Source organism: Blastococcus deserti (assembly GCF_042682525.1).
GTDB classification, from domain to species: domain Bacteria; phylum Actinomycetota; class Actinomycetes; order Mycobacteriales; family Geodermatophilaceae; genus Blastococcus_B; species Blastococcus_B deserti.
This window is the reverse complement of the sequence record NZ_JBHUHP010000010.1, coordinates 253,254-276,982: the sequence shown is the minus strand read 5'-3', so window position 1 is coordinate 276,982 and position 23,729 is coordinate 253,254. Positions and strand designations below refer to the sequence as shown.

18 protein-coding genes and 1 tRNA gene are annotated in these 23,729 nt (G+C 73.5%); 3 read left to right on the top strand and 16 right to left on the bottom strand.

The window, feature by feature from the left end; genetic code table 11:
* Positions 1 to 32: 32 nt before the first annotated feature.
* Positions 33 to 1,361 carry an ABC transporter substrate-binding protein gene (locus tag ACFSHS_RS12090; protein ID WP_376875945.1) on the bottom strand — a complete coding sequence of 443 codons (1,329 nt, stop codon included), beginning with the start codon at positions 1,359 to 1,361 and terminating at the stop codon, positions 33 to 35.
* A 225-nt stretch (positions 1,362 to 1,586) separates the two neighbouring features.
* On the bottom strand, positions 1,587 to 2,210 hold the full coding sequence (locus ACFSHS_RS12085) for an ANTAR domain-containing response regulator (RefSeq protein WP_376875942.1): 624 nt from the start codon (positions 2,208 to 2,210) through the stop codon (positions 1,587 to 1,589).
* Between the two features lie 75 nt (positions 2,211 to 2,285).
* On the opposite strand from ACFSHS_RS12085, the gene ACFSHS_RS12080 reads away from it, so the two are divergent.
* The 3 genes from ACFSHS_RS12080 to ACFSHS_RS12070 all read left to right on the top strand — a co-directional run bounded on the left by ACFSHS_RS12080 (position 2,286) and on the right by ACFSHS_RS12070 (position 5,096).
* Positions 2,286 to 2,359: transfer RNA gene (locus ACFSHS_RS12080), tRNA-Leu, on the top strand.
* Positions 2,360 to 2,572: 213 nt separating this feature from the next.
* Positions 2,573 to 4,183 (top strand): pyridoxal-dependent decarboxylase, encoded by a 1,611-nt coding sequence (locus tag ACFSHS_RS12075; protein ID WP_376875939.1) that lies wholly within the window; start codon positions 2,573 to 2,575, stop codon positions 4,181 to 4,183.
* A gap of 4 nt (positions 4,184 to 4,187) precedes the next feature.
* A complete protein-coding gene (locus ACFSHS_RS12070) occupies positions 4,188 to 5,096 on the top strand; it encodes a DMT family transporter (RefSeq protein WP_376875936.1) in 909 nt (302 codons plus the stop codon).
* Positions 5,097 to 5,131: 35 nt separating this feature from the next.
* Here the strand turns inward: ACFSHS_RS12070 and ACFSHS_RS12065 are convergent, their stop codons facing one another.
* From ACFSHS_RS12065 to ACFSHS_RS12000, 14 genes are all read right to left on the bottom strand, one after another.
* Positions 5,132 to 6,010, bottom strand: coding sequence for an acyl-CoA thioesterase (locus ACFSHS_RS12065; protein WP_376875933.1), 879 nt, complete (start codon positions 6,008 to 6,010; stop codon positions 5,132 to 5,134).
* Positions 6,007 to 7,422 carry a pyruvate kinase gene (pyk, locus tag ACFSHS_RS12060; protein ID WP_376875930.1) on the bottom strand — a complete coding sequence of 472 codons (1,416 nt, stop codon included), beginning with the start codon at positions 7,420 to 7,422 and terminating at the stop codon, positions 6,007 to 6,009. Before pyk ends, ACFSHS_RS12065 begins: the two co-directional genes overlap by 4 nt.
* 178 nt (positions 7,423 to 7,600) lie before the next feature.
* Positions 7,601 to 9,091 (bottom strand): glutamate synthase subunit beta, encoded by a 1,491-nt coding sequence (locus ACFSHS_RS12055; protein ID WP_376875927.1) that lies wholly within the window; start codon positions 9,089 to 9,091, stop codon positions 7,601 to 7,603.
* A gap of 53 nt (positions 9,092 to 9,144) precedes the next feature.
* The gene (gltB, locus tag ACFSHS_RS12050) at positions 9,145 to 13,794 is read right to left on the bottom strand and encodes a glutamate synthase large subunit (protein WP_376875924.1); all 4,650 of its coding nucleotides are present in this window, start codon (positions 13,792 to 13,794) and stop codon (positions 9,145 to 9,147) included.
* A gap of 369 nt (positions 13,795 to 14,163) precedes the next feature.
* Positions 14,164 to 15,072: a prolipoprotein diacylglyceryl transferase gene (lgt, locus tag ACFSHS_RS12045; RefSeq protein WP_376875921.1), complete on the bottom strand. Its 909-nt coding sequence runs from the start codon at positions 15,070 to 15,072 to the stop codon at positions 14,164 to 14,166.
* Positions 15,069 to 15,854, bottom strand: a complete 786-nt coding sequence (gene trpA, locus ACFSHS_RS12040; RefSeq protein ID WP_376875918.1) for a tryptophan synthase subunit alpha — start codon at positions 15,852 to 15,854, stop codon at positions 15,069 to 15,071. The genes lgt and trpA overlap by 4 nt, the downstream gene beginning before the upstream one ends.
* 38 nt (positions 15,855 to 15,892) lie before the next feature.
* Positions 15,893 to 17,245 (bottom strand): tryptophan synthase subunit beta, encoded by a 1,353-nt coding sequence (trpB, locus tag ACFSHS_RS12035; protein ID WP_376875915.1) that lies wholly within the window; start codon positions 17,243 to 17,245, stop codon positions 15,893 to 15,895.
* 159 nt (positions 17,246 to 17,404) lie between these two features.
* Positions 17,405 to 18,214 (bottom strand): indole-3-glycerol phosphate synthase TrpC, encoded by an 810-nt coding sequence (trpC, locus tag ACFSHS_RS12030; protein ID WP_376875912.1) that lies wholly within the window; start codon positions 18,212 to 18,214, stop codon positions 17,405 to 17,407.
* Positions 18,215 to 18,393: 179 nt separating this feature from the next.
* Positions 18,394 to 18,966 (bottom strand): Trp biosynthesis-associated membrane protein, encoded by a 573-nt coding sequence (locus tag ACFSHS_RS12025; RefSeq protein ID WP_376875909.1) that lies wholly within the window; start codon positions 18,964 to 18,966, stop codon positions 18,394 to 18,396.
* Positions 18,963 to 20,489, bottom strand: coding sequence for an anthranilate synthase component I (locus ACFSHS_RS12020; RefSeq protein WP_376875906.1), 1,527 nt, complete (start codon positions 20,487 to 20,489; stop codon positions 18,963 to 18,965). The genes ACFSHS_RS12025 and ACFSHS_RS12020 overlap by 4 nt, the downstream gene beginning before the upstream one ends.
* Complete coding sequence (gene hisI / locus ACFSHS_RS12015; protein WP_376875903.1) at positions 20,486 to 20,860, bottom strand: phosphoribosyl-AMP cyclohydrolase; 375 nt, start codon at positions 20,858 to 20,860, stop codon at positions 20,486 to 20,488. The genes ACFSHS_RS12020 and hisI overlap by 4 nt, the downstream gene beginning before the upstream one ends.
* A gap of 43 nt (positions 20,861 to 20,903) precedes the next feature.
* A complete protein-coding gene (locus ACFSHS_RS12010) occupies positions 20,904 to 21,629 on the bottom strand; it encodes a hypothetical protein (RefSeq protein WP_376875900.1) in 726 nt (241 codons plus the stop codon).
* Positions 21,626 to 23,299 (bottom strand): FAD-binding dehydrogenase, encoded by a 1,674-nt coding sequence (locus tag ACFSHS_RS12005; protein WP_376875897.1) that lies wholly within the window; start codon positions 23,297 to 23,299, stop codon positions 21,626 to 21,628. Before ACFSHS_RS12005 ends, ACFSHS_RS12010 begins: the two co-directional genes overlap by 4 nt.
* A gap of 9 nt (positions 23,300 to 23,308) precedes the next feature.
* A partial coding sequence (locus tag ACFSHS_RS12000) for a hypothetical protein (protein ID WP_376875894.1) occupies positions 23,309 to 23,729 on the bottom strand: 421 nt, incomplete at its 5' end.

The following is a 23,729-nucleotide window of genomic DNA, read 5'->3' as shown; positions in this document are numbered from 1 at the left end:
GATGGCGGCCGGATCGGTGATCCGGCGACGGGTCAGCGCTGGGGGCCGATGCCCTGGGCGTTGAGACCCTGGATGATCTTCGACGACTCCTCGAACCCGATCACCACAATCGCGTCGGGGTTCATCTCGACCATCTGCTGGACCTCGGAGTCGAAGTTCGCAGCCTGCGGGTCGTAGATGATCGTCTCGATGTCGCCCTCGGCGAGCCCGCCGGCGATCAGGTTCTCGCGCGTGGACTCCGCGAGACCGGTGCCGTACGGGTCGTTGAGGGCCAGGATGCCGACGGTGTTGTTGCCATCCGCCAGGATCAGGTCGGCGAGCGCCTGGCCCTGCAGGAGGTCCGGCGGGGCCGTGCGGAAGTACAGACCGTTGTCGTTGTACGTCGTGAAGATGTCCGAGGTGTTGGCCGGGGAGATCTGCATGACGCCGGCACCGGTGATGGTGTCGATGACGGTCTGGCTGACGCCGGACGACGCGGCGCCGACGATCACGTTGACGCCGGCCTGCAGAAGGCGGTCGACCGTCTGCGTCGCGGTGTCGGTCGAGGTGTCACCGGAGTCGCCACCCTCCGCCCGCACGGGGGCGCCCAGGACGCCGCCGGCCGCGTTGATGTCGTTGATCGCCAGGTTGAAGGCGGCGATCTCCGGCGGGCCGAGGAAGGCCAGGTTGCCGGTCTCGGGCAGCAGGTACCCGATGACCAGGGGCTCGCCCGTGGTGCCGGCCGGAGCCGGGGCCGGGCCCTCGTCGCTGGCCGCGTTCTCCTCGTCGCCGGCGAAGACGAACTCGGTGGCCTCGTCGTCGATCGTGTTGTCCTCGCCGAACTGCTGGATGCCGTAGCTGGCCACGGCGGGCTCACCCGGCTCGGCGAACGCCAGCGGACCGGAGATGCCGTCGTAGTCCGGATTGCCGCCGGAGTTGACGATCTCCAGGCAGGACGTGAAGTCCTCGCACTTGTCGCCACCGAAGGTCACCCCGTTGACGTACGCCTTGAAGACGTTGGCGTCGTTGGTGCCGGCCATCTGCGCAGCCAGCGCGCTGATCACGACGGCGTCGTAGGTCTCACCGGCGTAGTTGTAGTCCTGCAGATCGGGATCGATCTCGAGCAGCCGGTCCCTGAAATCGGAGGAGAGGTCCGTGAGGGGCAGGGTGCCCTTCATCCCGGCGAGCGCGCCGGGCTCGGAGAAGTCCTCGCCGAGCGCGTTGCCCATGTTGCCGTCGGTGCCGTAGATGTTGACCTGCTTCTCGCCGCCGCCCTCGGCGCCGGTGTCGCCACCCTCTTCGGTCTCGCCGCCACAGGCGGTGAGCGCGAGGAGAGCGGCACCGGTGAAAGCGATGCTGCGGGCAGTGGTGCCAGTGCGCATCAAGCAACTCCCAGTGTCCTCGTTCTGTGCGCCGCCGGATGGGTCCGCAGGGCGAATCCACCGCTCGGACGCCCGATCGGTGCGCAGAACCTAACTGCCACGGGAGGAAGTGCACCCGGCGTCGCACTGACCGTGATGAGGTCGTGATCTGAGTGTCTCAAGCCGGGAACGCCGGAAAACCCTGCGTCACGGCGCCGGAACACGGGAGTTTGCGTGCGCCCGCCGTCAGGCGGTGGAGCCGCCACCCGCCGTGTCGGGGACCGCGTCCGCCCCCGCGGCGGCGTCAATGATCGACTGGGCGAGCCCCTTCATCGAGGTGCGCTGGTTCATCGCCGTCCGCTGGATCCAACGGAACGCCTCGGCCTCCGTGAGGCCCTGCTGCGCCATGAGCAGGCCCTTGGCCTTCTCGACGATCTTGCGGGTCTCCAGCCGCTCCTCCAGCGTCCGGACCTCGCTGTCCAGGGCAGTCATCTCGGTGAACCGGGCGCGGGCCACCTCGATGGCCGGGACCAGGTCGTTCTTCGAGAAGGGCTTGACCAGGTATGCCATCGCCCCGGCGTCGCGGGCGCGCTCGACGAGTTCCCGCTGGCTGAACGCGGTGAGCACGATCACCGGCGCGATCCTGGCCGAGGCGATCTGCTCGGCGGCCGACAGCCCGTCGAGGACCGGCATCTGGATGTCGAGGATGACCAGGTCGGGCCGCAGTTCGGCGGCCTGGTCCACGGCCTGCTGCCCGTCCCCGACCTCGGCGACGACGGTGTAGCCCTCCTCCTCGAGCATCTCCTTGAGGTCGAGGCGGATGAGGGCTTCGTCCTCGGCGATGAGGACCCGGATCGTCTCGCTGCTCACGGGGCGGAAGCCTAGCGACGTCGGGCCCGCAGCACCTCACCGCTAGGCTGCTCGGGCAGCCGGGCAGCCCGGCACGCCCCCGTACCCCAATCGGCAGAGGGAGCGGATTCAAAACCCGCGCAGTGTGCGTTCGAGTCGCACCGGGGGCACTGTGCTGACGTCGCGATCCTCCGGATCGCGCCGCGGCCAGGGGCCGTTCCCCTGCTGCGCTGAGCCTTTCCTGGTGTTCGCCGGGGACCCTCCGGGCCCCGCTCCTCGCACCGCCTCGCAGGGCGGCTCCTGTCCCAGCGTCTTCGTCCCACTTCCCGACATGCCTCGGGGACCCTCCGGGCCCCGCTCGGCATGCCGAATACGCTCGCGCGGTGACCGAGCCCGTTCCGCACATGACGCCCGAGCAGTTCCGGCAGCACGGCCACGAGGTCGTCGACTGGATCGCCGACTACTGGGCCCGGATCGGCGACTTCCCGGTGCGCTCCCAGGCCTCCCCCGGCGACGTCCGGGCCACCCTTCCCGCCGGCCCGCCCGAGCAGGGGGAACCGTTCTCCGCCGTCCTGGCCGACCTCGACCGGGTCGTGCTCCCCGGGACCACGCACTGGCAGCACCCCGGCTTCTTCGGGTACTTCCCGGCCAACACCTCCGGGCCGTCCGTCCTCGGCGACCTGGTGTCCTCGGGCCTGGGCATCCAGGGCATGTCGTGGGTGACCAGCCCCGCCGCGACCGAGCTCGAGCAGCACGTCATGGACTGGTTCGCCGGCCTCCTGGGCCTGCCCACCTCGTTCCTCTCCACGGGTGCGGGCGGCGGCGTCGTCCAGGACTCCAGCTCCGGCGCCAACCTCGTGGCGCTCCTGGCCGCCCTCCACCGGGCGAGCACGGGAGCCACCCTCCGCCACGGCGTCGACCCCGACCGGGCCACGGTGTACGTCTCGTCGGAGACCCACTCCTCCATGGAGAAGGCCGTGCGGATCGCCGGCCTCGGCTCCGACGCCGTCCGGATCGTCGAGGTGGACGGCGACCTGGCCATGCGCCCGGCCGCCCTCGCCGCCCGGCTCGAGCGCGACATCGCCCGCGGCTACACCCCGGTGCTGGTGTGCGCCACGGTCGGGACGACGTCGACGACGGCGATCGACCCGCTGGCCGAGCTCGGGCCGATCTGCCAGGAGCACGGCGTCTGGCTGCACGTCGACGCCGCCTACGCCGGCGTGAGCGCCCTCGTGCCGGAGCTGCGTGACCTCCAGGCCGGGGTCGAGTGGGCCGACAGCTACACCACGGACGCGCACAAGTGGCTGCTCACCGGCTTCGACGCCACCCTGTTCTGGGTCGCCGACCGGGCCGCCCTCACCGGCGCGCTGGCGATCCTCCCGGAGTACCTGCGCAACGCCGCCACCGACGCGGGCGCGGTGGTCGACTTCCGCGACTGGCAGATCCCCCTGGGCCGGCGGTTCCGCGCGCTCAAGCTGTGGTTCGTGCTGCGGTGGTACGGCGCGGAGGGTCTCCGGGCGCACATCCGCTCGCACGTCGCCATGGCCCAGCAGCTGGCGGGGTGGGCGGCGGCCGACGAGCGGTTCGACGTCGTCACCCCGCATCCCCTGTCGCTGGTGTGCGTGCGCCCGCGGTGGTCCGGCGAGGTGGACGCCGACGTCGCCACCATGACCCTGCTCGAACGGCTCAACGACGGCGGCGAGGTGTTCCTGACCCACACGAACGTCGCCGGGCAGGTCGTCCTGCGGATCGCGGTGGGCTCCCCCGCGACCACGCCCGCGCACGTGGAGCGGGTCTGGGCCCTGCTGTGCGAGAACCACGACTGGCTGGCCGACGACTTCGCGGCGGCGGCCGCCGAGCAGGCCGCCCTCCGGGAGGCCGAGCGCCGCAGCCGCGAGGAGGAGCGGACCGACGAGGCCGCCAGCACCGCCGCCGAAGAGGACGCCGCTCCCCCGCCCGCCGAGGTCCCGGTCGTGGCGTCGACCGAGCCCTGACCGCGTGACCGGGGCGGTCTCGCGCGCCCAGGCGCTCGGCGGACCGGCGCTGTTCGTCCTGCTCTGGAGCACCGGCTTCGTCGGCGCCGAGTACGGGCTGCCCTACGCCGAGCCGTTCACGTTCCTGAGCGCGCGCCTGGTCGTCGCGGCCGTGCTCCTCGCCCTCATCGCCGCCGCCCTCCGCTCCGTCGGGATGTCGTCGCGGGCGCAGTACGGGCGGGCGTCCGTCGCGGGCCTGCTCCTGCACGCCGGCTATCTCGGCGGCGTCTTCTACGGCATCTCGCTGGGCGTGCCCGCCGGCGTCTCGGCGGTCGTCGTCAGCCTGCAGCCGGTGCTCACCGCGGTCATCGCCGCCCGGGTGCTGCGGGAGAGGCCGACCGGCCGCCAGTGGCTGGGCTTGGCACTGGGCGTGGCCGGCGTGGCGCTCGTGGTGGGGCCAGGGATCGCCGAGAACTCCGGGGCCGCGTCTCTCCCGGTAGCCGGACTCGTCGCCTGCCTGCTCGCGCTGGCGTCGGGGACCCTCGGCACCGTCTGGCAGAAGCAGCACGGTGACGGGATACCCCTCGTGTGGGGCACGGCGGTGCAGTACGGGGCCGCCTCCGTCGTGCTGCTGGCCCTGGCCGCCGCGACCGAGGACATGTCGATCCGCTGGACCGGCGAGTTCGTGGCCGCCTTCGCGTGGCTGGTCGTCGCCCTGTCGCTGGGCGCGGTCCTGATCCTGCTCCTGCTGCTCCGCCGGGGCACGGCCGCGGGGGTCTCGAGCCTCTACTACCTCGTCCCACCGGCGACGGCCCTCGAGGCCTACCTGCTCTTCGGCGAGCGGGTCAGTGGCCCGTCACTCGCGGGCATCGGGATCACCGCCCTGGGGGTGGCCCTCGTGGTCGTGCCCCGGCGCGCCCGCGACAGCGGCTGACCGGTGCGGAGCAGGGGAAGCCGGGAACGAGGAAGTCAGTCCCCCAGCGCCCGGATCAGCCCTTCCTGGGCCACGGTGGCCACGTGGGTGCCGTCCGCGGCCCAGATCTGCCCGAAGCACAGCGCCCGGCCCGACGACGCCGCGGGGCTGTCGGTCTCGTAGAGGAGCCAGTCGTCGGCGCGCACCGGCCGGTGGAACCACACGGCGTGGTCGAGGCTCGCGCCGATGAAGTCCGGCCAGCCACCGCCGAGCCGGGCGAATCCCGCCGACAGCAGGGTCAGGTCGCTGACGAACGTCAGGGCCGCGGCGTGCACCACGGGGTCGTCGGTGAGCTCCCCGGCGACGCGGAACCAGGTCCACGTCTGCGTGTCCGGCGGCGACTTCCGCGGCGCGGTGAACGGGTCCTGCAGGAACCGCTGCTCGACGGCCCGGGCCATCGCCGTCATCCACGCCGCCCGTTCGCCGTGCCGGGCGGCGATCTCCGCCGTCCCGGGGAGGGTCTCGGGCCGGGGCACGTCGGGCATCGGGAGGGAGTGCTCCGCCACGGCCTCCTCGCCCGCGTGGAAGTCCGCCGTCAGGGCGAAGATGGCGACGTCCTCACCCTTGCGGCGCTGGCAGGCGATCACCCGCCGGGTGGTGAAGGACCGCCCGTCACGGATCCGGTCGACGGAGTAGCGGATCTCCTCCGAGGGATCCCCGGGCCGCAGGAAGTACGAGTGCAGCGAGTGCACGCCGCGGTCGGCCGGGACGGTGCGCCCCGCGGCGACGAGAGCCTGACCGGCCACCTGCCCACCGAAGATCCGCTGCCGCTCCGTGCTCGGCGTCTTCCCGACGAAGACGTCCCGCTCCCGCTCGGCGAGGTCCAGGACCGCCAGGAGCGCCGCGGCCTGGGTGTCCCCCGCCCCCTCGCTCACGAGTCGGTGCCGACTTCGTGCACCCGGATCAGGTTGGTGGAGCCCACCGTGTTGGGCGGGCTGCCGGCGACGACGACGACCCGGTCGCCGACCTTGAGCCGCCCGATGGACAGCAGCGAGAAGTCCACCTGCTCCACCATGTCGTCGGTGTGCTGCACCGACGGCACGAGGAAGGTCTCCACGCCCCACGACAGCGCCAGCTGGCTGCGCACCCGCGCGTCGACGGTGAACGCCAGCAGCGGCTGCCGGGGGTGCAGGGCGGCGAGCCGGCGGGCCGTCTCCCCCGTCTGGGTGAACGTCGCCAGCGCCTTGACCTCCAACGTCTCCGCGACGTCCCGGGCCGCCCGGACGATCGCCCCGGAGCGGGAACGGGAGCGCCGCACGACGTCGGGCACCCAGAGGTGGTCGCTCTCGACGGCGTCGATGATGCGCTCCATCGTCCGCACGGCGCCGATGGGGTGTGCCCCGACGGAGGTCTCGCCGGACAGCATCACGGCATCGGCCCCGTCCAGGACGGCGTTGGCGACGTCCGAGGCCTCCGCGCGGGTGGGCCGGGAGTTGGTGATCATCGACTCGAGCATCTGCGTGGCCACGATGACCGGCTTGTTGCGCTCGCGGGCGGCCTGGATGGCCCGCTTCTGCACCAGCGGCACCTGCTCGAGGGCCAGCTCCACACCCAGGTCACCGCGGGCGACCATGATGCCGTCGAACGCCTCGACGATGGCCTCGAGGTTCTCGACGGCCTCCGGCTTCTCCAGCTTGGCGATCACGGGGACGGAGATGTCCTCCTGCCGCATGATGTCGCGGACCAGCTCGACGTCGTCCGGGTGGCGGACGAAGGACAGGGCGATGAAGTCCACCCCGAGGTGCAGGGCGAAGCGGAGGTCCTCCTCGTCCTTGTCGGACAGCGCCGGGACGCTGACCGCGACGCCCGGCAGGGACAGGCCCTTGTTGTTGGACACCTCGCCGCCCTCGACGACCAGGCAGTACACGTCGGGGCCCTCGACCCGCACCACGGTGAGGGCGAGCTTGCCGTCGTCCACCAGGAGGCGGTCGCCGACCCGGACGTCGTCCGAGAGGTTCTTGTACGTGGTGGAGACCCGGTCGGCCGTGCCCTCCACGTCCTGCACGGTGACGCAGACCTCCTTGCCGGTGGGCCACTGGACGGGTCCGTCGGCGAAGGTGCCCAGGCGGATCTTGGGGCCCTGCAGGTCGGCGAGGACGGCGACGGCGTGGCCGGTGGCGTCGGAGGCCTGACGGACCAGCGCGTAGGACGCGGCGTGGTGCTCGTGGGCGCCGTGGCTGAAGTTCAGCCGGGCCACGTCCATCCCGGACTCGACGAGGGCCGTGACCTGCTCCAGGGAGCTGGTCGCCGGTCCGAGGGTGCAGACGATCTTGGCGCGGCGGGACATGCCGATAACGCTAGTGTGGTGGCCCGGACCACGCTGGCAGTGGGTGAGGCCCCGCTCGCGCGAAGCGGGGTGGTCCGGTCGCGGGGCCCGGAGGGTCCCCGACCGGGACACGGGCCGGGGCTCCACGCCGGTCGGGGGGACGGCACCTGGGTGCGGGGCGGTCCGGAGGACCGCGGTGTTACCGCAGGGCGACCGTCGTCGGGGTGACCGGGCGCGGCAGCATGGAGTTGCCGGTGAGCCAGGCGTCTGCCGACGCGGCCGCCGCGCGGCCCTCGGCGATCGCCCACACGATCAGCGACTGCCCGCGGCCCATGTCTCCGGCGACGAACACGCCGGGCTCGGTCGACATGAACTCCTTGTCGCGGGCCACGTTGCCGCGCCCGTCGACCTCGACGCCCAGGGCGTCGACCAGCCCCTCGCGCTGGGCGCCCGTGAAGCCCATGGCCAGGAAGACGAGGTCGGCCGGCAGCTCGCGCTCGGTGCCCTCGACCTTCTGGAACCTGCCCTCGACGCGCTGCACCTCGTGGATCAGGACCGCGCGCACGTTGCCGTCCCCGTCCCCGAGGAACCGCTCGGTGTTCACCGAGTACAGGCGCTCGCCGCCCTCCTCGTGGGCGCTGGAGACCCGCATGATCATCGGGTACGTGGGCCACGGGTTGCTGCCCTGGTCCCGCCGGTCCGGCGGTGCGGGCATGATCTCCAGCTGCGTCACCGAGGCGGCGCCCTGCCGGTGCGCGGTGCCCAGGCAGTCGGCGCCGGTGTCACCGCCACCGATGATCACGACGTTCTTGCCGTGGGCGTTGATCGGCGGGTCGTCGAGCTCGCCGAGGGCCTGCAGGTTCCCGTAGGGCAGGTACTCCATGGCCAGGTGGATGCCGGCGAGCTCCCGGCCCGGGGCGGGGAGGTCGCGGCCGATGGTGGCCCCACCGGCGAGGACGACGGCGTCGTACTCGGCGCGCAGCTGCTCGGTCGACAGGTCGCCGTCCTTGCTGCCCCCGACCTCGACACCCGTGACGAACCGGGTGCCCTCGGCGCGCATCTGGTCCAGCCGCCGGTCGAGGACCGCCTTCTCCATCTTGAACTCGGGGATGCCGTAGCGCAGCAGCCCGCCGATGCGGTCGGCCCGCTCGTACACGGTGACGTCGTGCCCGGCCCGCGTGAGCTGCTGGGCCGCGGCCAGCCCGGCCGGGCCCGAGCCGACGACGGCGACCTTCCGGCCCGTGCGCTCCGCCGGCGCCAGGGGCTGCACCCAGCCCTCGACGTAGGCCCGGTCGATGATCTCCCACTCGATCTGCTTGATGGTGACCGGAGACTCCTGCAGGTTGAGCACGCAGGAGCCCTCGCACGGGGCGGGACAGAGCTTCCCGGTGAACTCCGGGAAGTTGTTCGTGGCGTGCAGCCGCTCGATGGCCTCGTGCCAGTCGTCGCGGCGGGCGAGGTCGTTCCACTCCGGGATCAGGTTCGCCACCGGGCAGGCGTGGTGGCAGAACGGGATGCCGCAGTCCATGCAGCGCGCCGCCTGGGTGCGCACGGCGGCGACCGGGAACACCTGGTCCTCGCCGTTCTGCCGGGAGAGGTAGACGTCCTTCCAGTCCATGATCCGGACGTCGACCGGACGGCGCGGCGGGAGCTCCCGCTCGTACTTCAGGAAGCCTGTCGAGTCAGCCATGTGGGTTCTCCAGCCGAGGTGCGGTGTCGGGGACGGCGCGTGGGAAGCGGGGCTCAGCCACGAGCGGCCTCCATCAGTGCCCGGTCCACATCCGTCCCGTTGGCCTCCGCCATGCGCTGGGCCTCCAGCGCGCGGCGGTAGTCGCGCGGCATGATCACGCTGAACTGCTCCGACCAGCGGCCCCAGTCGGCGAGCAGGGCCTGCGCCACCGGCGACTCGGTGTCGGCGGCGTAGCGGACCAGGACGTCGCGCAGCCACTGCGCGGACTCGCCGTCCAGCGGCTCGATGTCGACCATCTCGCTGTTCACCCGGTGGCGGGCGAGGTCGAGGACGTAGCCGATCCCGCCGGACATGCCCGCGGCGATGTTGCGCCCGGTGGCGCCGAGGATCACCGCGCGCCCGCCGGTCATGTACTCGAGCGCGTGGTCGCCCACGCCCTCGACGACGGCCAGCGCACCGGAGTTGCGCACGCAGAACCGCTCCCCCACCCGGCCGCGCAGGAAGATCTCCCCGCCGGTCGCACCGTAGGCGATGACGTTGCCCGCGATGACGTTGTCCTCGGCGGCGAACGGCGCCTCCCGGTGCGGCCGGACGACGATCCGCCCCCCCGACAGGCCCTTGCCGACGTAGTCGTTGGCGTCACCGAACAGCCGCATGGTGATGCCGCGCGGCAGGAACGCGCCGAAGGACTGGCCGGCCGACCCGCCGAAGGTCAGGTCGATCGTGCCGTCGGGCAGGCCCTCGCCGCCGAAGCGGCGGGTGACCATCGAGCCGAGCATCGTCCCGACCGTGCGGTTGACGTTGCGGACCGGCAGCTCCAGGCTGACCGGCCGCGCGTCGAGCAGCGCACCCTCGCACAGCTGGATGAGGGTCTGGTCCAGGGCGACGTCGAGGCCGTGGTCCTGCTCCCGCACCCGGCGCAGCGGCGCACCCTCGGGCAGCTCCGGCACGACCAGGATCGGGCTCAGGTCCAGGCCGGCGGCCTTCCAGTGGTCGACCGCCTTGCGGGTGTCGAGGACCTCGGTGCGCCCGATCGCCTCGTCCAGCGAGCGGAAGCCGAGCCGGGCCAGGTACTCCCGCACCTGCTCGGCGAGGAACTCGAAGAACGTGACCACGAACTCCGGCCGCCCGGTGAACCGCTTGCGCAGCTCCGGGTTCTGGGTCGCGACGCCGACCGGGCAGGTGTCGAGGTGGCAGACCCGCATCATGATGCAGCCGGAGACCACCAGCGGCGCCGTCGCGAAGCCGTACTCCTCGGCGCCGAGCAGCGCCGCGATGATGACGTCGCGGGCGGTCTTCATCTGCCCGTCGGCCTGCACCACGATCCGGTCGCGCAGCCCGTTGGCCAGCAGCGTCTGCTGCGTCTCGGCCAGGCCCAGCTCCCACGGGGAGCCGGCGTGCTTGAGCGACGTCAGCGGCGCCGCACCGGTGCCGCCGTCGTGCCCGGAGATCAGGACGACGTCGGCGTGCGCCTTGCTCACCCCGGCCGCCACCGTGCCCACGCCGACCTCGGCCACCAGCTTGACGTGGACCCGCGCGTCGTTGTTGGCGTTCTTGAGGTCGTGGATGAGCTGCTTGAGGTCCTCGATCGAGTAGATGTCGTGGTGCGGCGGCGGGCTGATCAGGCCGACGCCCGGCGTCGAGTGCCGCGTGCGCGCCACCCACGGGTAGACCTTCTGGCCGGGCAGCTGGCCGCCCTCGCCGGGCTTGGCACCCTGGGCCATCTTGATCTGGATGTCGTCGGCGTTGACCAGGTACTCGCTGGTGACGCCGAACCGGCCGCTGGCCACCTGCTTGATCGCCGAGCGGCGGAGGTCGCCGTTCGGGTCGGGGGCGAAGCGGTCGGGGTTCTCGCCGCCCTCGCCGGTGTTGGACTTGGCGCCCAGCCGGTTCATGGCGATGGCCAGGGTCTCGTGAGCCTCCTGCGAGATGGAGCCGTAGCTCATGGCGCCGGTGGAGAACCGCTTCACGATCTCGCTGGCCGGCTCCACCTCCTCGAGGGGCACCGGCGGCCGCACGCCCTCCTTGAGGCGGAACAGCCCGCGCAGGGTCGCCGCCTCCTCGGAGAGCCTGTCGACCGTGTCGGCGTACTTCTGGAAGACCTCGTACTGCCGCGAACGGGTGGCGTGCTGCAGCAGGAACACCGTCTCGGGGTTGAACAGGTGCACCTCGCCCTCGCGGCGCCACTGGTACTCGCCACCGGTCTCCAGCCGGCGGTGCGCCCGCTCGGTGGGGTTCTCCGGGTAGGCGCGGCGGTGCCGGATCGCCACCTCTTCGGCCAGCACGTCGATGCCGACCCCGCCCAGCGGGCACGAGGTGCCGGTGAAGTACTCGTCGACCAGGTCCTGCGAGAGCCCGACGGCCTCGAAGATCTGCGCCATCGTGTACGAGCCGACGGTGCTGATGCCCATCTTGCTCATCACCTTGAGGACGCCCTTGCCCAGCGCCTTCACCATGTTGCGCACGGCCTGGGCGGGCTCCACGCCGGTGAGCGCGCCGTCGCGGATCAGGTCCTCGACGGACTCGAACGCCAGGTAGGGGTTGACCGCGGCCGCGCCGTAGCCGAGCAGCAGGGCGACGTGGTGCACCTCCCGGCAGTCGCCGGACTCCACGACCAGGCCGACCTCCATGCGGGTCTTCTCCCGCACCAGGTGGTGGTGGACGGCGGCGGTCATCAGCAGCGACGGGATCGGGGCGCGCTTCTCGTCGCAGTCGCGGTCGGAGAGCACGATGATGCGGGCCCCGGCGGAGATCGCCTTGCTGACCTTGGTGCGCAGCTGCTCGATCGCCTCGGCGAGCGCCGTCCCGCCGCCGTGGACGTCGAAGTGGCCGGTGATCCGCACGGCGGCGTACCCGGGCAGGTCGCCGTCGTCGTCGATGTGCAGGATCTTGGCCAGCTCGTCGTTGTCGATGACCGGGTAGGGCAGGAACACCTGCCGGCAGGAGGCCGGGGTGGCCTGCAGCAGGTTCTGCTCGGGCCCGAAGGTGCGGCCGAGGCTGGTCACCAGCTCCTCGCGGATGGCGTCCAGCGGCGGGTTGGTCACCTGGGCGAACAGCTGGCCGAAGTAGTCGTAGAGCAGGCGGGAGCGGTCCGACAGCGCCGCGACGGGGGTGTCGGTGCCCATCGAGCCGATCGGCTCGGCGCCCGACGACGCCATCGGGGTGATGAGGACCCGCAGCTCCTCCTCGGTGTAGCCGAAGATCATCTGCCGGCGGACGACGGACTCGTGGCTGGGCCGCGACCGTCGCCGCTCGGGCAGCGTGGGCAGGTGCACCAGGCCGGCGTGCAGCCAGTCGTCGTAGGGGTGCGCGGCGGCGAGCGCGCCCTTGACCTCCTCGTCGGAGACGATCCGCCCGGAGGCGGTGTCGACGAGGAACATGCGGCCCGGCTGCAGCCGGCCCTTGGCGACGACGTCGGCCGGCGGGATGTCCAGGACGCCGACCTCGCTGGCCAGGACCACCAGGTCGTCCTTGGTGTGCCACCAGCGGCCCGGGCGCAGGCCGTTGCGGTCGAGCACGGCCCCGATCAGGGTGCCGTCGGTGAAGCACACCGCGGCCGGGCCGTCCCACGGCTCCATGATCGAGGAGTGGAACCGGTAGAAGGCCCGGCGGGCCGGGTCCATCTCGTCGTGGTTCTCCCACGCCTCCGGGATCATCATGAGCACCGCGTGCGGCAGCGACCGGCCCGACAGGTGCAGGAGCTCGAGCACCTCGTCGAAGGTGGCCGAGTCGCTGAAGTCGCTGGCCGTCACCGGGAAGATGCGCTCCAGGCCCAGCTCCGACGCCGGGCCGGCCGGCCCGTCGAACAGTTCGGTCTCGAGCTTGGCCTCGCGGGCGCGCATGCGGTTGCGGTTGCCCTTGATCGTGTTGATCTCGCCGTTGTGGGCGATGAAGCGGAACGGGTGGGCCAGCGGCCAGCTCGGGAAGGTGTTGGTCGAGAACCGGCTGTGCACCAGCGCGATCGCCGACTCGTAGCGCTCGTCGCGCAGGTCGGGGAAGAACAGCGGCAGCTGGTCGGTGGTCAGCATGCCCTTGTAGGTGATCGTCCGCGACGACAGCGAGACGATGTAGAGGGAGCTGCCCGCCTCCACGGCCGCCCGCTCGGCGCGCTTGCGGAGCACGAACGAGCGCCGCTCCAGCCGGGTGACGCCGTTGCACACGACGTTCCCCCCGAAGGCCGTGCCGTCGGCCCGGGCGCCCATCGTCTCGGCGACGAACAGCTGGGCGAAGTGCGGCATGACGGCGCGGGCGGTCGGCCCGAGGTCCGCGCCGTCCGGGTCGGTCGGGACGTCGCGCCAGCCGAGGACGGTCAGCCCCTCCTCCGCGGCGAGGCGGGCGACGTCCTCGAGGCGGGCGGCGCGCTCGGTCTCGTCGACCGGGAGGAAGGCGATGCCGACGGAGTACTCCCCCAGCGGCGGCAGGTCGAAGTCGACGCTGGCGCGCAGGAGGGCGTCGGGAACCTGGGTGAGGATGCCGGCGCCGTCGCCGGAGTTCGGCTCGGACCCGGCGGCGCCCCGGTGGTCGAGGTTGTGCAGCGCGGTCAGGCCCTGGGCGACGATGGCTCGGGAGCGCCGGCCGCGCGCGTCGGCCACGAAGGCGACGCCGCAGGCGTCCTTGTCGTTCGCCGGGTCGTAGAGACCCGCCTTCGCCGGCACGGCGGAGAAGGGGACGGCCGAGGCTTCGGGGGCGGTGAGGTCGGGCATGTCACTCCCGTCGTCGGCGGCCACCCGACCTCGGGCGAGGCGCGGGTGAGGGCACGAGGCCCGGGCCGGTGGTCTGAGGGCGGCCGGTCGTTAGGCGGCATGGACGGCGGCACTGCGGAGAGCCGGCTGCCGGCGGGAGGACGTCGTCCCCGCCGGCAAGGCTGGGCCCGTCGGCTGGTGACCGACGGACTGTCGTCCGCGGGGCGACGCTGGCCCGGTTCCGACGGTGTCGACCCCGCCGGGATCGCCGGCGGGTCTGCTGCGAAGGGTACACAGCCGTAACACAGGTCCCTCCCGCTCAAACCCGGGTCGCGGCGCGTCGGCGGGATCGGTGCGGGGCCCCCGGCCGCACGCGGCGCGGGCGACCGCTCAGGCCGGGTCGGCCGGCCGGTGACCATCGTCACGGACGGGCACCCGCCCGCCGTCCCCGCCCGCGGCCGCCACGCCCCGGTCGATGACCTCCCGCGGCCGGCCGCGCTGCCACACGAGGTAGCCCACCGCCAGCAGCCCGACCACGATCGCGGTGAAGACGTTGAGCCGGACCCCGAAGATTGTCTCCGCCGGATCGGTGCGCAGCAGCTCGATCCACAGGCGCCCGGCGCAGTACGCGGCGACGTACAGGGCGAAGGCCCGCCCGTGGCCGAGGCGGAACCGGCGGTCGGCCCAGATCACGAACGCGGCCGCGGCGAGGCACCACAGCAGCTCGTACAGGAACGTGGGATGGAAGTAGCCGGCCACGATCGGCTGGCCGTCGGGCCCGATCACCGCCCGGCCGCCCTCCCACTCGTAGATCCGCAGCCGCCAGGGCAGGTCGGTCGGGCCGCCGAACAGCTCGTTGTTGAACCAGTTGCCCAGGCGGCCGATGGCCTGGGCGACGAGCAGCCCCGGCGCCACCGCGTCGGCGAAGGCCGGCAGCGGGATGCCCATCCGGCGGCAGGCGATCCAGGCGCCGACGCCGCCCAGCGCGATCGCCCCCCAGATGCCCAGGCCCCCCTCCCAGATGGCGAAGGCGCGCAGCGGGTCGCCCCCTTGGCCGAAGTAGGCGCGCGGGCTGGAGACCACGTGGTAGAGCCGGCCGCCGACGATCCCGAAGGGCACCGCCCAGACGGCGATGTCCAGCACGTCACCGGGCGCCCCACCGCGGGCAACCCACCGCCGCTCGGTGAGCAGCACCGCCGCGACGATGCCGGCGACGATGCACAGCGCGTAGGCGCGGATCGGCAGCGGCCCCAGCTCCCAGACGCCCTGCGTCGGGCTGGGGAGGGTCGCCAGGATCACGCCCGGACCCCCTTCGCCAGGTCCTCTGACAGCGCCCGGACACCGTCGGCGCCCCGGCCCTCCAGCAGCTCGCGGACGTAGGCGGAGCCGACGATGACCCCGTCGGCGAACCCCGCCACCTCGGCGGCCTGGGCACCGTTGGAGACCCCCAGCCCCACGCAGACCGGGAGGTCCGGAGCGGCCTGCCGGGTGCGGGCCACCAGTCTCTCGGCCGCGTCGCCGACGGTCGCCCGGGTGCCGGTGACGCCCATGGTGGACGCGGCGTACACGAAGCCGCGGCAGGCGGCCGTGGTGGACCGGAGACGGGCGTCGGTCGAGGACGGCGCCACGAGGAAGACCCGGTCGAGGCCGGTGCGGTCGCTCGCGGCCAGCCACTCGCCCGCCTCGTCCGGGATCAGGTCGGGGGTGATGGCACCCGCGCCCCCCGCGGCGGCCAGGTCGGCGGCGAACCGGTCGACGCCGTAGCGCTCGATCGGGTTCCAGTAGCTCATCACCACCGGCACCGCGCCCGCGGCGGCCACGGCCTCGACGGCCCGGAGCACGTCGCGCATGCCGACCCCGGCCCGGACGGCGACGTCGACGGCCTGCTGGATGACCGGCCCGTCCATGCCCGGGTCGCTGTAGGGCACGCCGATCTCGATCACGTCGGCACCGCCCTCGACCGCGGCCACCATGGCCTCGATCGAGGCGTCGACGGTCGGATAGCCCACCGGCAGGTAGGAGATCAGGGCCGAGCGCCCCTCGCCCTTCGCCCTGCCGATGCGCTCGGCCAGCAGGCTCACGCCGCCGTCCTCAAGGCCCACCTGGCCATGTCGGCCGCTCACGCCGTCTCCCCCGCGTCCTGGCCGGCCACGGCCTCGTCGTTGCTGATCGCGCCCTCGGTCGGCTGCTGGTCGGTGTCCAGACCCGGGCCCGGGTCGACCTCCTCGCGGTCGCCGAGCCCGAACCAGCGCGAGGCGGTCTCCACGTCCTTGTCGCCGCGGCCGGAGAGGTTCACCAGCAGCAGCGCCTCCGGCCCCAGCTCCTTGCCGAGCGTGATGGCACCGGCCAGGGCGTGCGCGGACTCGATCGCCGGGATGATGCCCTCGGTCCGGCAGAGGAGCGCGAAGGCCTCCATCGCCTCGGCGTCGGTGACCGCGCGGTACTCGGCGCGGCCGATGTCGTGCAGGTAGGAGTGCTCGGGGCCGACCCCGGGATAGTCGAGACCGGCGCTGATCGAGTGCGACTCGATCGTCTGGCCGTTCTCGTCCTGCAGCAGGTACGAGCGGGCGCCGTGCAGCACCCCGGGCGTCCCGCCGGTGATCGTCGCCGCGTGCCGGCCGGTGTCCACCCCGTCGCCACCCGCCTCGAGCCCGATCAGCCGCACGCCCTCGTCCGGGACGAAGGCGGTGAAGATGCCGATGGCGTTGGAGCCGCCGCCGACGCAGGCGAGGACGGCGTCGGGCAGCCGGCCCTCCCGCTCGAGCACCTGCTCGCGCGCCTCGTCACCGATCACCCGCTGGAAGTCACGGACCATCGCCGGGAACGGGTGCGGGCCGGCCACCGTGCCGAAGACGTAGTTGGTCGTCCCGACGTTGGTGACCCAGTCGCGGAAGGCCTCGTTGATCGCGTCCTTGAGCGTGCGGGATCCGGTGGTGACCGGGATGACCTCCGCGCCGAGCAGCCGCATCCGGGCGACGTTGAGCGCCTGGCGGCGGGTGTCCTCCTCGCCCATGTACACGGTGCAGGACAGTCCCATCAGGGCGGCGGCGGTCGCCGTCGCGACTCCGTGCTGGCCCGCGCCGGTCTCGGCGATGACCCTGCTCTTGCCGATGCGCTTGGTGAGCAGCGCCTGGCCGAGCACATTGTTGATCTTGTGCGAGCCGGTGTGGTTGAGGTCCTCCCGCTTGAGCAGGATGCGGGCGCCCCCGGCGTGCTCGGCGAACTTCGGCACCTCGGTGAGCGGGCTGGGCCGGCCGGTGTAGTCGCGCTGGAGCCGGTCGAACTCGGCCAGGAAGGCAGGGTCGACGCGCATCGCCTCGTAGGCCTCGGTCAGCTCGTCCAGCGCGGCGATGAGTGCCTCCGGCACGAACCGGCCGCCGAAGATGCCGAAGTGACCGGTCTGGTCCGGCCAGCCCGGGCGCGCCGGCAGGAGACGTTTCCCGGGCTGCGTCGATGGGCTGGTCGTCGTCATGCGATCAGAGTAAGGACCGTCCTGCCCCGCACCGTGGAAGGACCCCGTCGGCCCTTCTGCAGGGACCCGCCGCGAGCCTGCGAGCGGTGGTGGGCAGCAGCAGGACCCCGTCCTCCTCACCCCTCGCACGCTCGGGGCGAGCCTCGGGACAGGGCCGGATCAGCGACTCGTTCTCGGCGTGGCGGGGTGCGCCCCCGCCGTCACCAGGTCGGCGACGGCCTGGCGCGCGTCGCCGGCGGTGACCAGCCCCTCGCCGACGAGCACCGCGTCGGCACCGGCCGCGGCGTAGCTGATCAGGTCGTGCGGGCCTCGGACGCCGGACTCGGCGACCTTGACCACTCCCGAGGGAAGCCCCGGGGCGATCCGCTCGAAGGTGGAGCGGTCGACCTCCAGCGTGGTGAGGTCGCGGGCGTTCACGCCGATGACCGAGGCGCCGGCGTCGAGCGCACGGTCGGCCTCGGCTTCGGTGTGCACCTCGACCAGCGCCGTCATGCCCAGCGACTCGACCCGCTCCAGCAGGCCCACGAGGGCGTTCTGCTCGAGCGCGGCGACGATCAGCAGCACGACGTCGGCGCCGTGCGCCCGGGCCTCGTGCACCTGGTAGCTGGTCACGACGAAGTCCTTGCAGAGGACCGGGACGTCGACGACCGCGCGGACGGCGTCCAGGTCGGCCTGCGAACCGCCGAACCGGCGCCGCTCGGTCAGCACGCTGATCACGCGGGCGCCACCGGCGGCGTACTGGACGGCCAGCTCCGCCGGATCGGGGATCGCGGCGAGGTCGCCCTTGGACGGGCTGCGCCGCTTCACCTCGGCGATGACCCCGACGCCGGGTGCGCGCAGCGCGGCGAGGGCGTCCAGCGCGGGGCGGGCGTCGAGCGCGGCGGCCTTGATCTCGGCCAGCGGGGTGAGCGCCTCACGGGCGGCGAGGTCGGCGCGGACGCCGGCCACGATCTCGTCGAGCACGTTCACGACGGCGCACCTGCCGACACCGCTGGGCGGCTGCTCACGCGGTCCTCCGAAGTCGCACCGAGACGTCCCCTCACCGGGCGGATGGGTGGACCCACTCTAGAAGGGCCGGGTGGCCCCTCCGGGCGGGGGGCGCGTGCAACGGCCTCCACCGGTTCCGCTATGCGGACCGGGCGCACGGGCTACGCGGTGGGGTCCTCTCCCCGGTCGAGGGCCTTCCACGCGCTCTGGGCGCGGTCCTCGTCGGTCGCCTCCGGGCGGTCCGCGGCGGGCGCCGGAGCGGCGGGACCCCGCTCGTAGCGGCGGCCCATCCCGGGCCACCGGCGCCCGCGCAGCACGACGAGCGCCCCCGTCGCCGCGCCGAGCACGCCGGCGACGACGGCGAGCACCGGCCCGACCACCGTGACGTCGGTGGTCACGCCGGTGGCACCGGTGCCGAGGCCGCCGGTCGATGCGCGCAGGCCCGACCACGCCAGCAGCCCTCCGGCCACCGCCATGAGCAGCCCCACCACCACCCGGCCCGCGGAGCGGACCGCCAGCAGCGCCACGGCCGCGGCGAGCAGCACGAGCCCGGTCGCCGGCACGAGGGGCGCCGCGTCGGCGCCGGACAGGACCTCCACGACGGGCGGGAGCGGCGCCCGCCGTGGGGTGGTGACCTCCACCCACTCCTGCCCGCCGGTGATCAGGGCCAGCGCGCCGGCGGCCGCCGCCCCGGCCACCGCCGTCGCCAGCTCGCGACGGGAGGACGGGTTCACCGCAGCTCCTGGAGGCCCTCCGCCGTCGCGATCGCCGACAGCACGGCGCGCGCCTTGTGGCGGGTCTCGGCCTCCTCCGTGGCCGGGTCGCTGTCGGCGACGATCCCCGCACCCGCCTGGACGTAGGCCCGGCCCCGGTGGAGCACGGCGGTGCGGATCGCGATGGCCATGTCCATGTCGCCGCTGGCGTCGACGTACCCGACGGTGCCGGCGTAGAGCGCCCGCCGGGTCGGCTCCAGCGACTCGATGATCTCCATGGCCCGTGGCTTGGGGGCGCCCGAGACGGTGCCCGCCGGGAACGTGGCGTCGAAGACGTCGAGCGCGTCGTGCTCGGGAGCCACCTGGCCGGTGACCGTCGACACCAGGTGCATGACGTGGCTGTAGAGCTCGACCCGCATGAAGTCGGGCACCTCGACGCTGCCGGGGACGCAGACCCGGCCCAGGTCGTTGCGCGCGAGGTCGACCAGCATCACGTGCTCGGCGCGCTCCTTGGGGTCGGCCAGCAGCCCCTCGGCCAGGCGCACGTCCTGCTCCTCGGTGCCGCCGCGTGGCCGGGTTCCCGCCGGCGGGTGGACGACGGCCGACGTCCCGGTGACCGTCACCAGCGCCTCCGGCGAGGACCCGACGACGTCGAAGGGGCTCTCCCGCCCGGCGAAGCGCAGCAGGTACATGTACGGCGAGGGGTTGGTCGCCCGCAGCACCCGGTACAGGTCGAGCGCCGCCACCTCGGTGGCCAGCTCGAACCGCTGCGACAGCACCACCTGGAACGCGTCACCGGCACGGATGTGCTCGCGCACGCGTTCCACGCCCGCCTCGTAGGCGCCCGGCTCGAGGTTGCTGCGCACCGGCGGCGGGTCGGCCCGCTCCAGCACGGCCACGCCGGGGGGCACGGCCTTCGTCAGGTCGGTGGCCATGGCGTCCAGCCGGGCGACGGCGTCCTCGTACCCCCCGGCCGCCCCCTGCATCGCGTTGGCGATGAGCAGCACCGAGCCGTCGGTGTGGTCGAGCACCGCGAGGTCGGTCACCAGCATCATCGCCAGCTCCGGCATCCCGAGGTCGTCGGCGCTCGTCTCCGGCAGCCGTTCGAGCCGGCGGACGACGTCGTACCCGAGGTAGCCGACCAGACCGCCGGTCAGGGGCGGCAGGCCGGGGTCGCGTGCAGTGCGCAGCCGCCGCGCGAGGGTGCGCACGGCGGCCAGCGGGTCGTCCGGCAGGTCGTCCGTGACGCCGGGCAGGTCCTCGCCCAGCCACTGCGTCCTACCGCCGGCCTCGGTGAGCACCCCGGCGCTGCGGACGCCGACGAAGCTGTAGCGCGCCCAACGCTTGCCCTGCTCGGCCGACTCCAGCAGGACCGTGCCGGGCCGGTTGCCGGCGAGCTTGCGGTAGACACCGACGGCCGTCTCGCTGTCGGCCAGGAGCTTGCGGGTGACCGGGACCATGCCGCCCATGCCCCCGCCCCCGCCCGCCCGGGCCAGCGCGGCGAAATCCTCGGCCGACGGGCTGGTGACGCCGAACCTCGTCACGCCGCCTCCCCCCGCACGGCGGGCAACGGGCGGAAGAAGCAGCTGCGTTCCCCGGTGTGGCAGGCCGCGCCCTCCTGGTCGACCAGCACGAGCAGGGCGTCGCCGTCGCAGTCGACGCGCACCTCGCGCACCCACTGCCGGTTGCCCGACGTCTCGCCCTTGACCCAGTACTCCGCACGGCTGCGCGACCAGTACGTCGCCCGCCCGGTGGTGAGCGTGCGGCGGAGCGCCTCGTCGTCCATCCAGGCGAGCATCAGCACCTCACGCGTGTCGTGCTGCTGGACCACTGCGGCCACCAGGCCGGCCGGGTCGCGGCGCAACAGCGCGGCGACCTCGGGGGCGAGCACGGGCTCGGCGGGGACGGCGGACATGCCCGCCAGTGTGCCGTGTGCCGGGCTCAGGCCTGCATCGTGGTCACGGCTGCGAAGCGCCGCCGAACCACCGCCGTCCCGGCCCGGCGAGGAGCATGCCCAGGCCGACCAGCGGACCGACCGCGAAGAACAGCGTGAAGCCGAGCACCGTGCCGGCGGCGTCGGACCCGTCGAACTCGCCCAGCAGCCGGACCGTCCAGTAGCCGGCCAGCAGCACCTGCAGGCCGAGAGCGGCCACGAGCACCGCCCATGCCGCCCGTCGGCGGGTGTTGAGCGCCCAGACGCCCCCGCCGACGAGCGCGACCGCCGAGAGCAGCTGGACGATCGCCAGGACCGTCCCCTCGGTGGCGAGCGCGTCGACCGTGCCCGGCGACCAGACCCCGCCGGCCTCCGCGACGGCGACGTCGGCGATCGAGGCGAAGAACCAGAGGTACAGCGAGGCGATCAGGACGACGAGCGCCTGCACGAACGCCAGCACGGCGGCGGTGATCACCGGGCCCGGGCGCTGCGGGCGGCGCGGCGGGGGCGGACCCCAGGGTGCCGTGCCGTAGGGCGCCGGGTAGCCGTACGGGGTGGCGTAGGGCTGGCCGGCGTAGGGCTGGCCGGCGTAGGGCTGGCCGGCGTAGGGCTGGGCGGGGTAGGGCTGGGCGCCGGGGGGCTGCCCTGCGTAGGGCTGGGCGGGGTAGGGCTGGGCGGTCGGCGGCGGGCCCAGGTACGGCGGTCCCGGCTCGGTGGGCGTCGACGGGTCGGCCCACGGGCTGCCGCTCACAGCGCGGCCGCCGCGGCGCGACCGGCCACCCGGCCGGAGAACAGGCACCCGCCGAGGAACGTGCCCTCCAGCGACCGGTAGCCGTGCATGCCGCCGCCGCCGAACCCGGCGATCTCCCCCGCCGCGTACAGGCCGGGGAACACCTCGCCGCCGGGCCGCAGGACCCGCCCCGACAGATCGGTCTCGAGCCCGCCGAGGGTCTTGCGGGTGATCAGGTTGAGCCGGACGGCGACCAGCGGGCCGGCCTCCGGGTCGAGGATCCGGTGGGGCGGCGCCACCCGGATCAGCTTGTCGCCCAGGTAGTTGCGCGCACCCCGGATGGCGGTGACCTGCATGTCCTTGGTGAAGGGGTGGGCGATCTCCCGGTCGCGCGCCACGATCTCCCGCTCGATCTGCGCGAGCTCGAGGTCCGGCGTCCCCCCGGTGAGCCGGTTCATGCCGGCGACCAGCTCCGGCAGCGTGCGGGCGACGACGAAGTCCTCCCCCCGGTCGAGGAAGGCCTGCACCGGCGCCGCGACCCCCGCCTTCACCCGGGTGGCCAGCAGCCGCAGGTCCTTGCCGGTGAGATCCGGGTTCTGCTCCGAGCCCGAGAGGGCGAACTCCTTCTCCACGATCTTGTGCGTGGCGACGAACCAGGTGTGCTCGTGGCCGGTCGTCCCGATGTGGGCCAGCGTGCCGAGGGTGTCGAAGCCGGGGAACAGAGGCACCGGCAGGCGCTTGCCGGTGGCGTCGAACCACATCGAGGACGGCCCGGGCAGGATGCGGATGCCGTGGCGCTCCCACACCGGCGAGTGGTTGGCGATGCCCTCGGTGTAGTGCCACATCCGGTCGCTGTTGACGACGCTGGCGCCGGCGGCCTCGGTGGCCTGCAGCATGCGGCCGTCGACGTGCGCGGGCACGCCCGACAGCAGCCGCTGCGGAGCCGGGCCCAGCCGGGCGGGCCAGTTCTTCCTGACCAGGTCGTGGTTCCCGCCGATGCCGCCCGCGGTGACGACGACGGCCTGCGCGGTGATCGCGAAGTCGCCGACCTCGGTGCGCGAGCTGGCCTCGCCGCGGGCGACGCCGCTGGCCTCCAGCACCGCACCGCGCACCCCGGTCACCGCGCCGTCCGTGACGACCAGCTCGGACACCCGGTGGCGGAAGCGCAGCTCGACCCGGCCGGCGTCGACCGCGGCGCGCACCCGCCGGGCGAACGGCTCCACGATGCCGGGACCCGTTCCCCAGACGATGTGGAAGCGCGGCACGGAGTTGCCGTGCCCGGTCGCGGTGTACCCGCCGCGCTCGGCCCAGCCGACGATCGGGAAGAAGCCGATGCCCTGCTCCTTGAGCCAGGCCCGCTTCTCCCCCGCCGCGAACTGCAGGTAGGCCTCGGCCCACTGCCGTGGCCAGTGGTCGGACCCCCGGTCGAAGCCCGCCGTCCCGAACCAGTCCTGGCGGGCCAGCTCCAGGGAGTCGTTCACGCGGAGCCGGCGCTGCTCCGGGGAGTCGACGAGGAACAGGCCGCCGAAGCTCCACCACGCCTGGCCGCCGAGCGAGGCCGCCGGCTCCTGCTCGAGCAGGACGACGCGCCGGCCGGCGTCCGCCAGCTCGGCGGTGGCCACAAGGCCGGCCAGGCCCGCGCCCACGACGACGACGTCCGTTTCCGTGCGGCCGCTCTCGTTGCTGGTCACGGGGCGACGCTAGCGGGCACGCGCGCGATCCCGCCGTCCCCCTGTGGACCGACGCGCGCGCGTCCACTCCCGGACGGGCCCGCGCAGCGCCAGCCCCAGGCAGGTGAGCGGGCCGACGACCAGCAGCAGGGTGGACCACACCTCCTGCGTGCCGCCCAGGACGGCGAAGAACCCGGCCAGCACGAGCAGGCCGATCAGGGGCAGCAGCGCCGCGACGGCGAGCACGAGCCAGCCGCGGGCGCGACCGGTGAGCACGAGCGCCGCTCCGGCCACCGCGAGGACGGCCAGGAGGAGGGGCCCGCCCATGAACCAGTCCCAGCCGGTCTCCGGCGTCCACAGCAGCCAGGCGAGATACACGTCCTCGGCGGCCACCAAGAGGCCGAAGAACGCGGCGAACGGGACGGCGAGCGGCCGCTCCGGCGACGGCGCC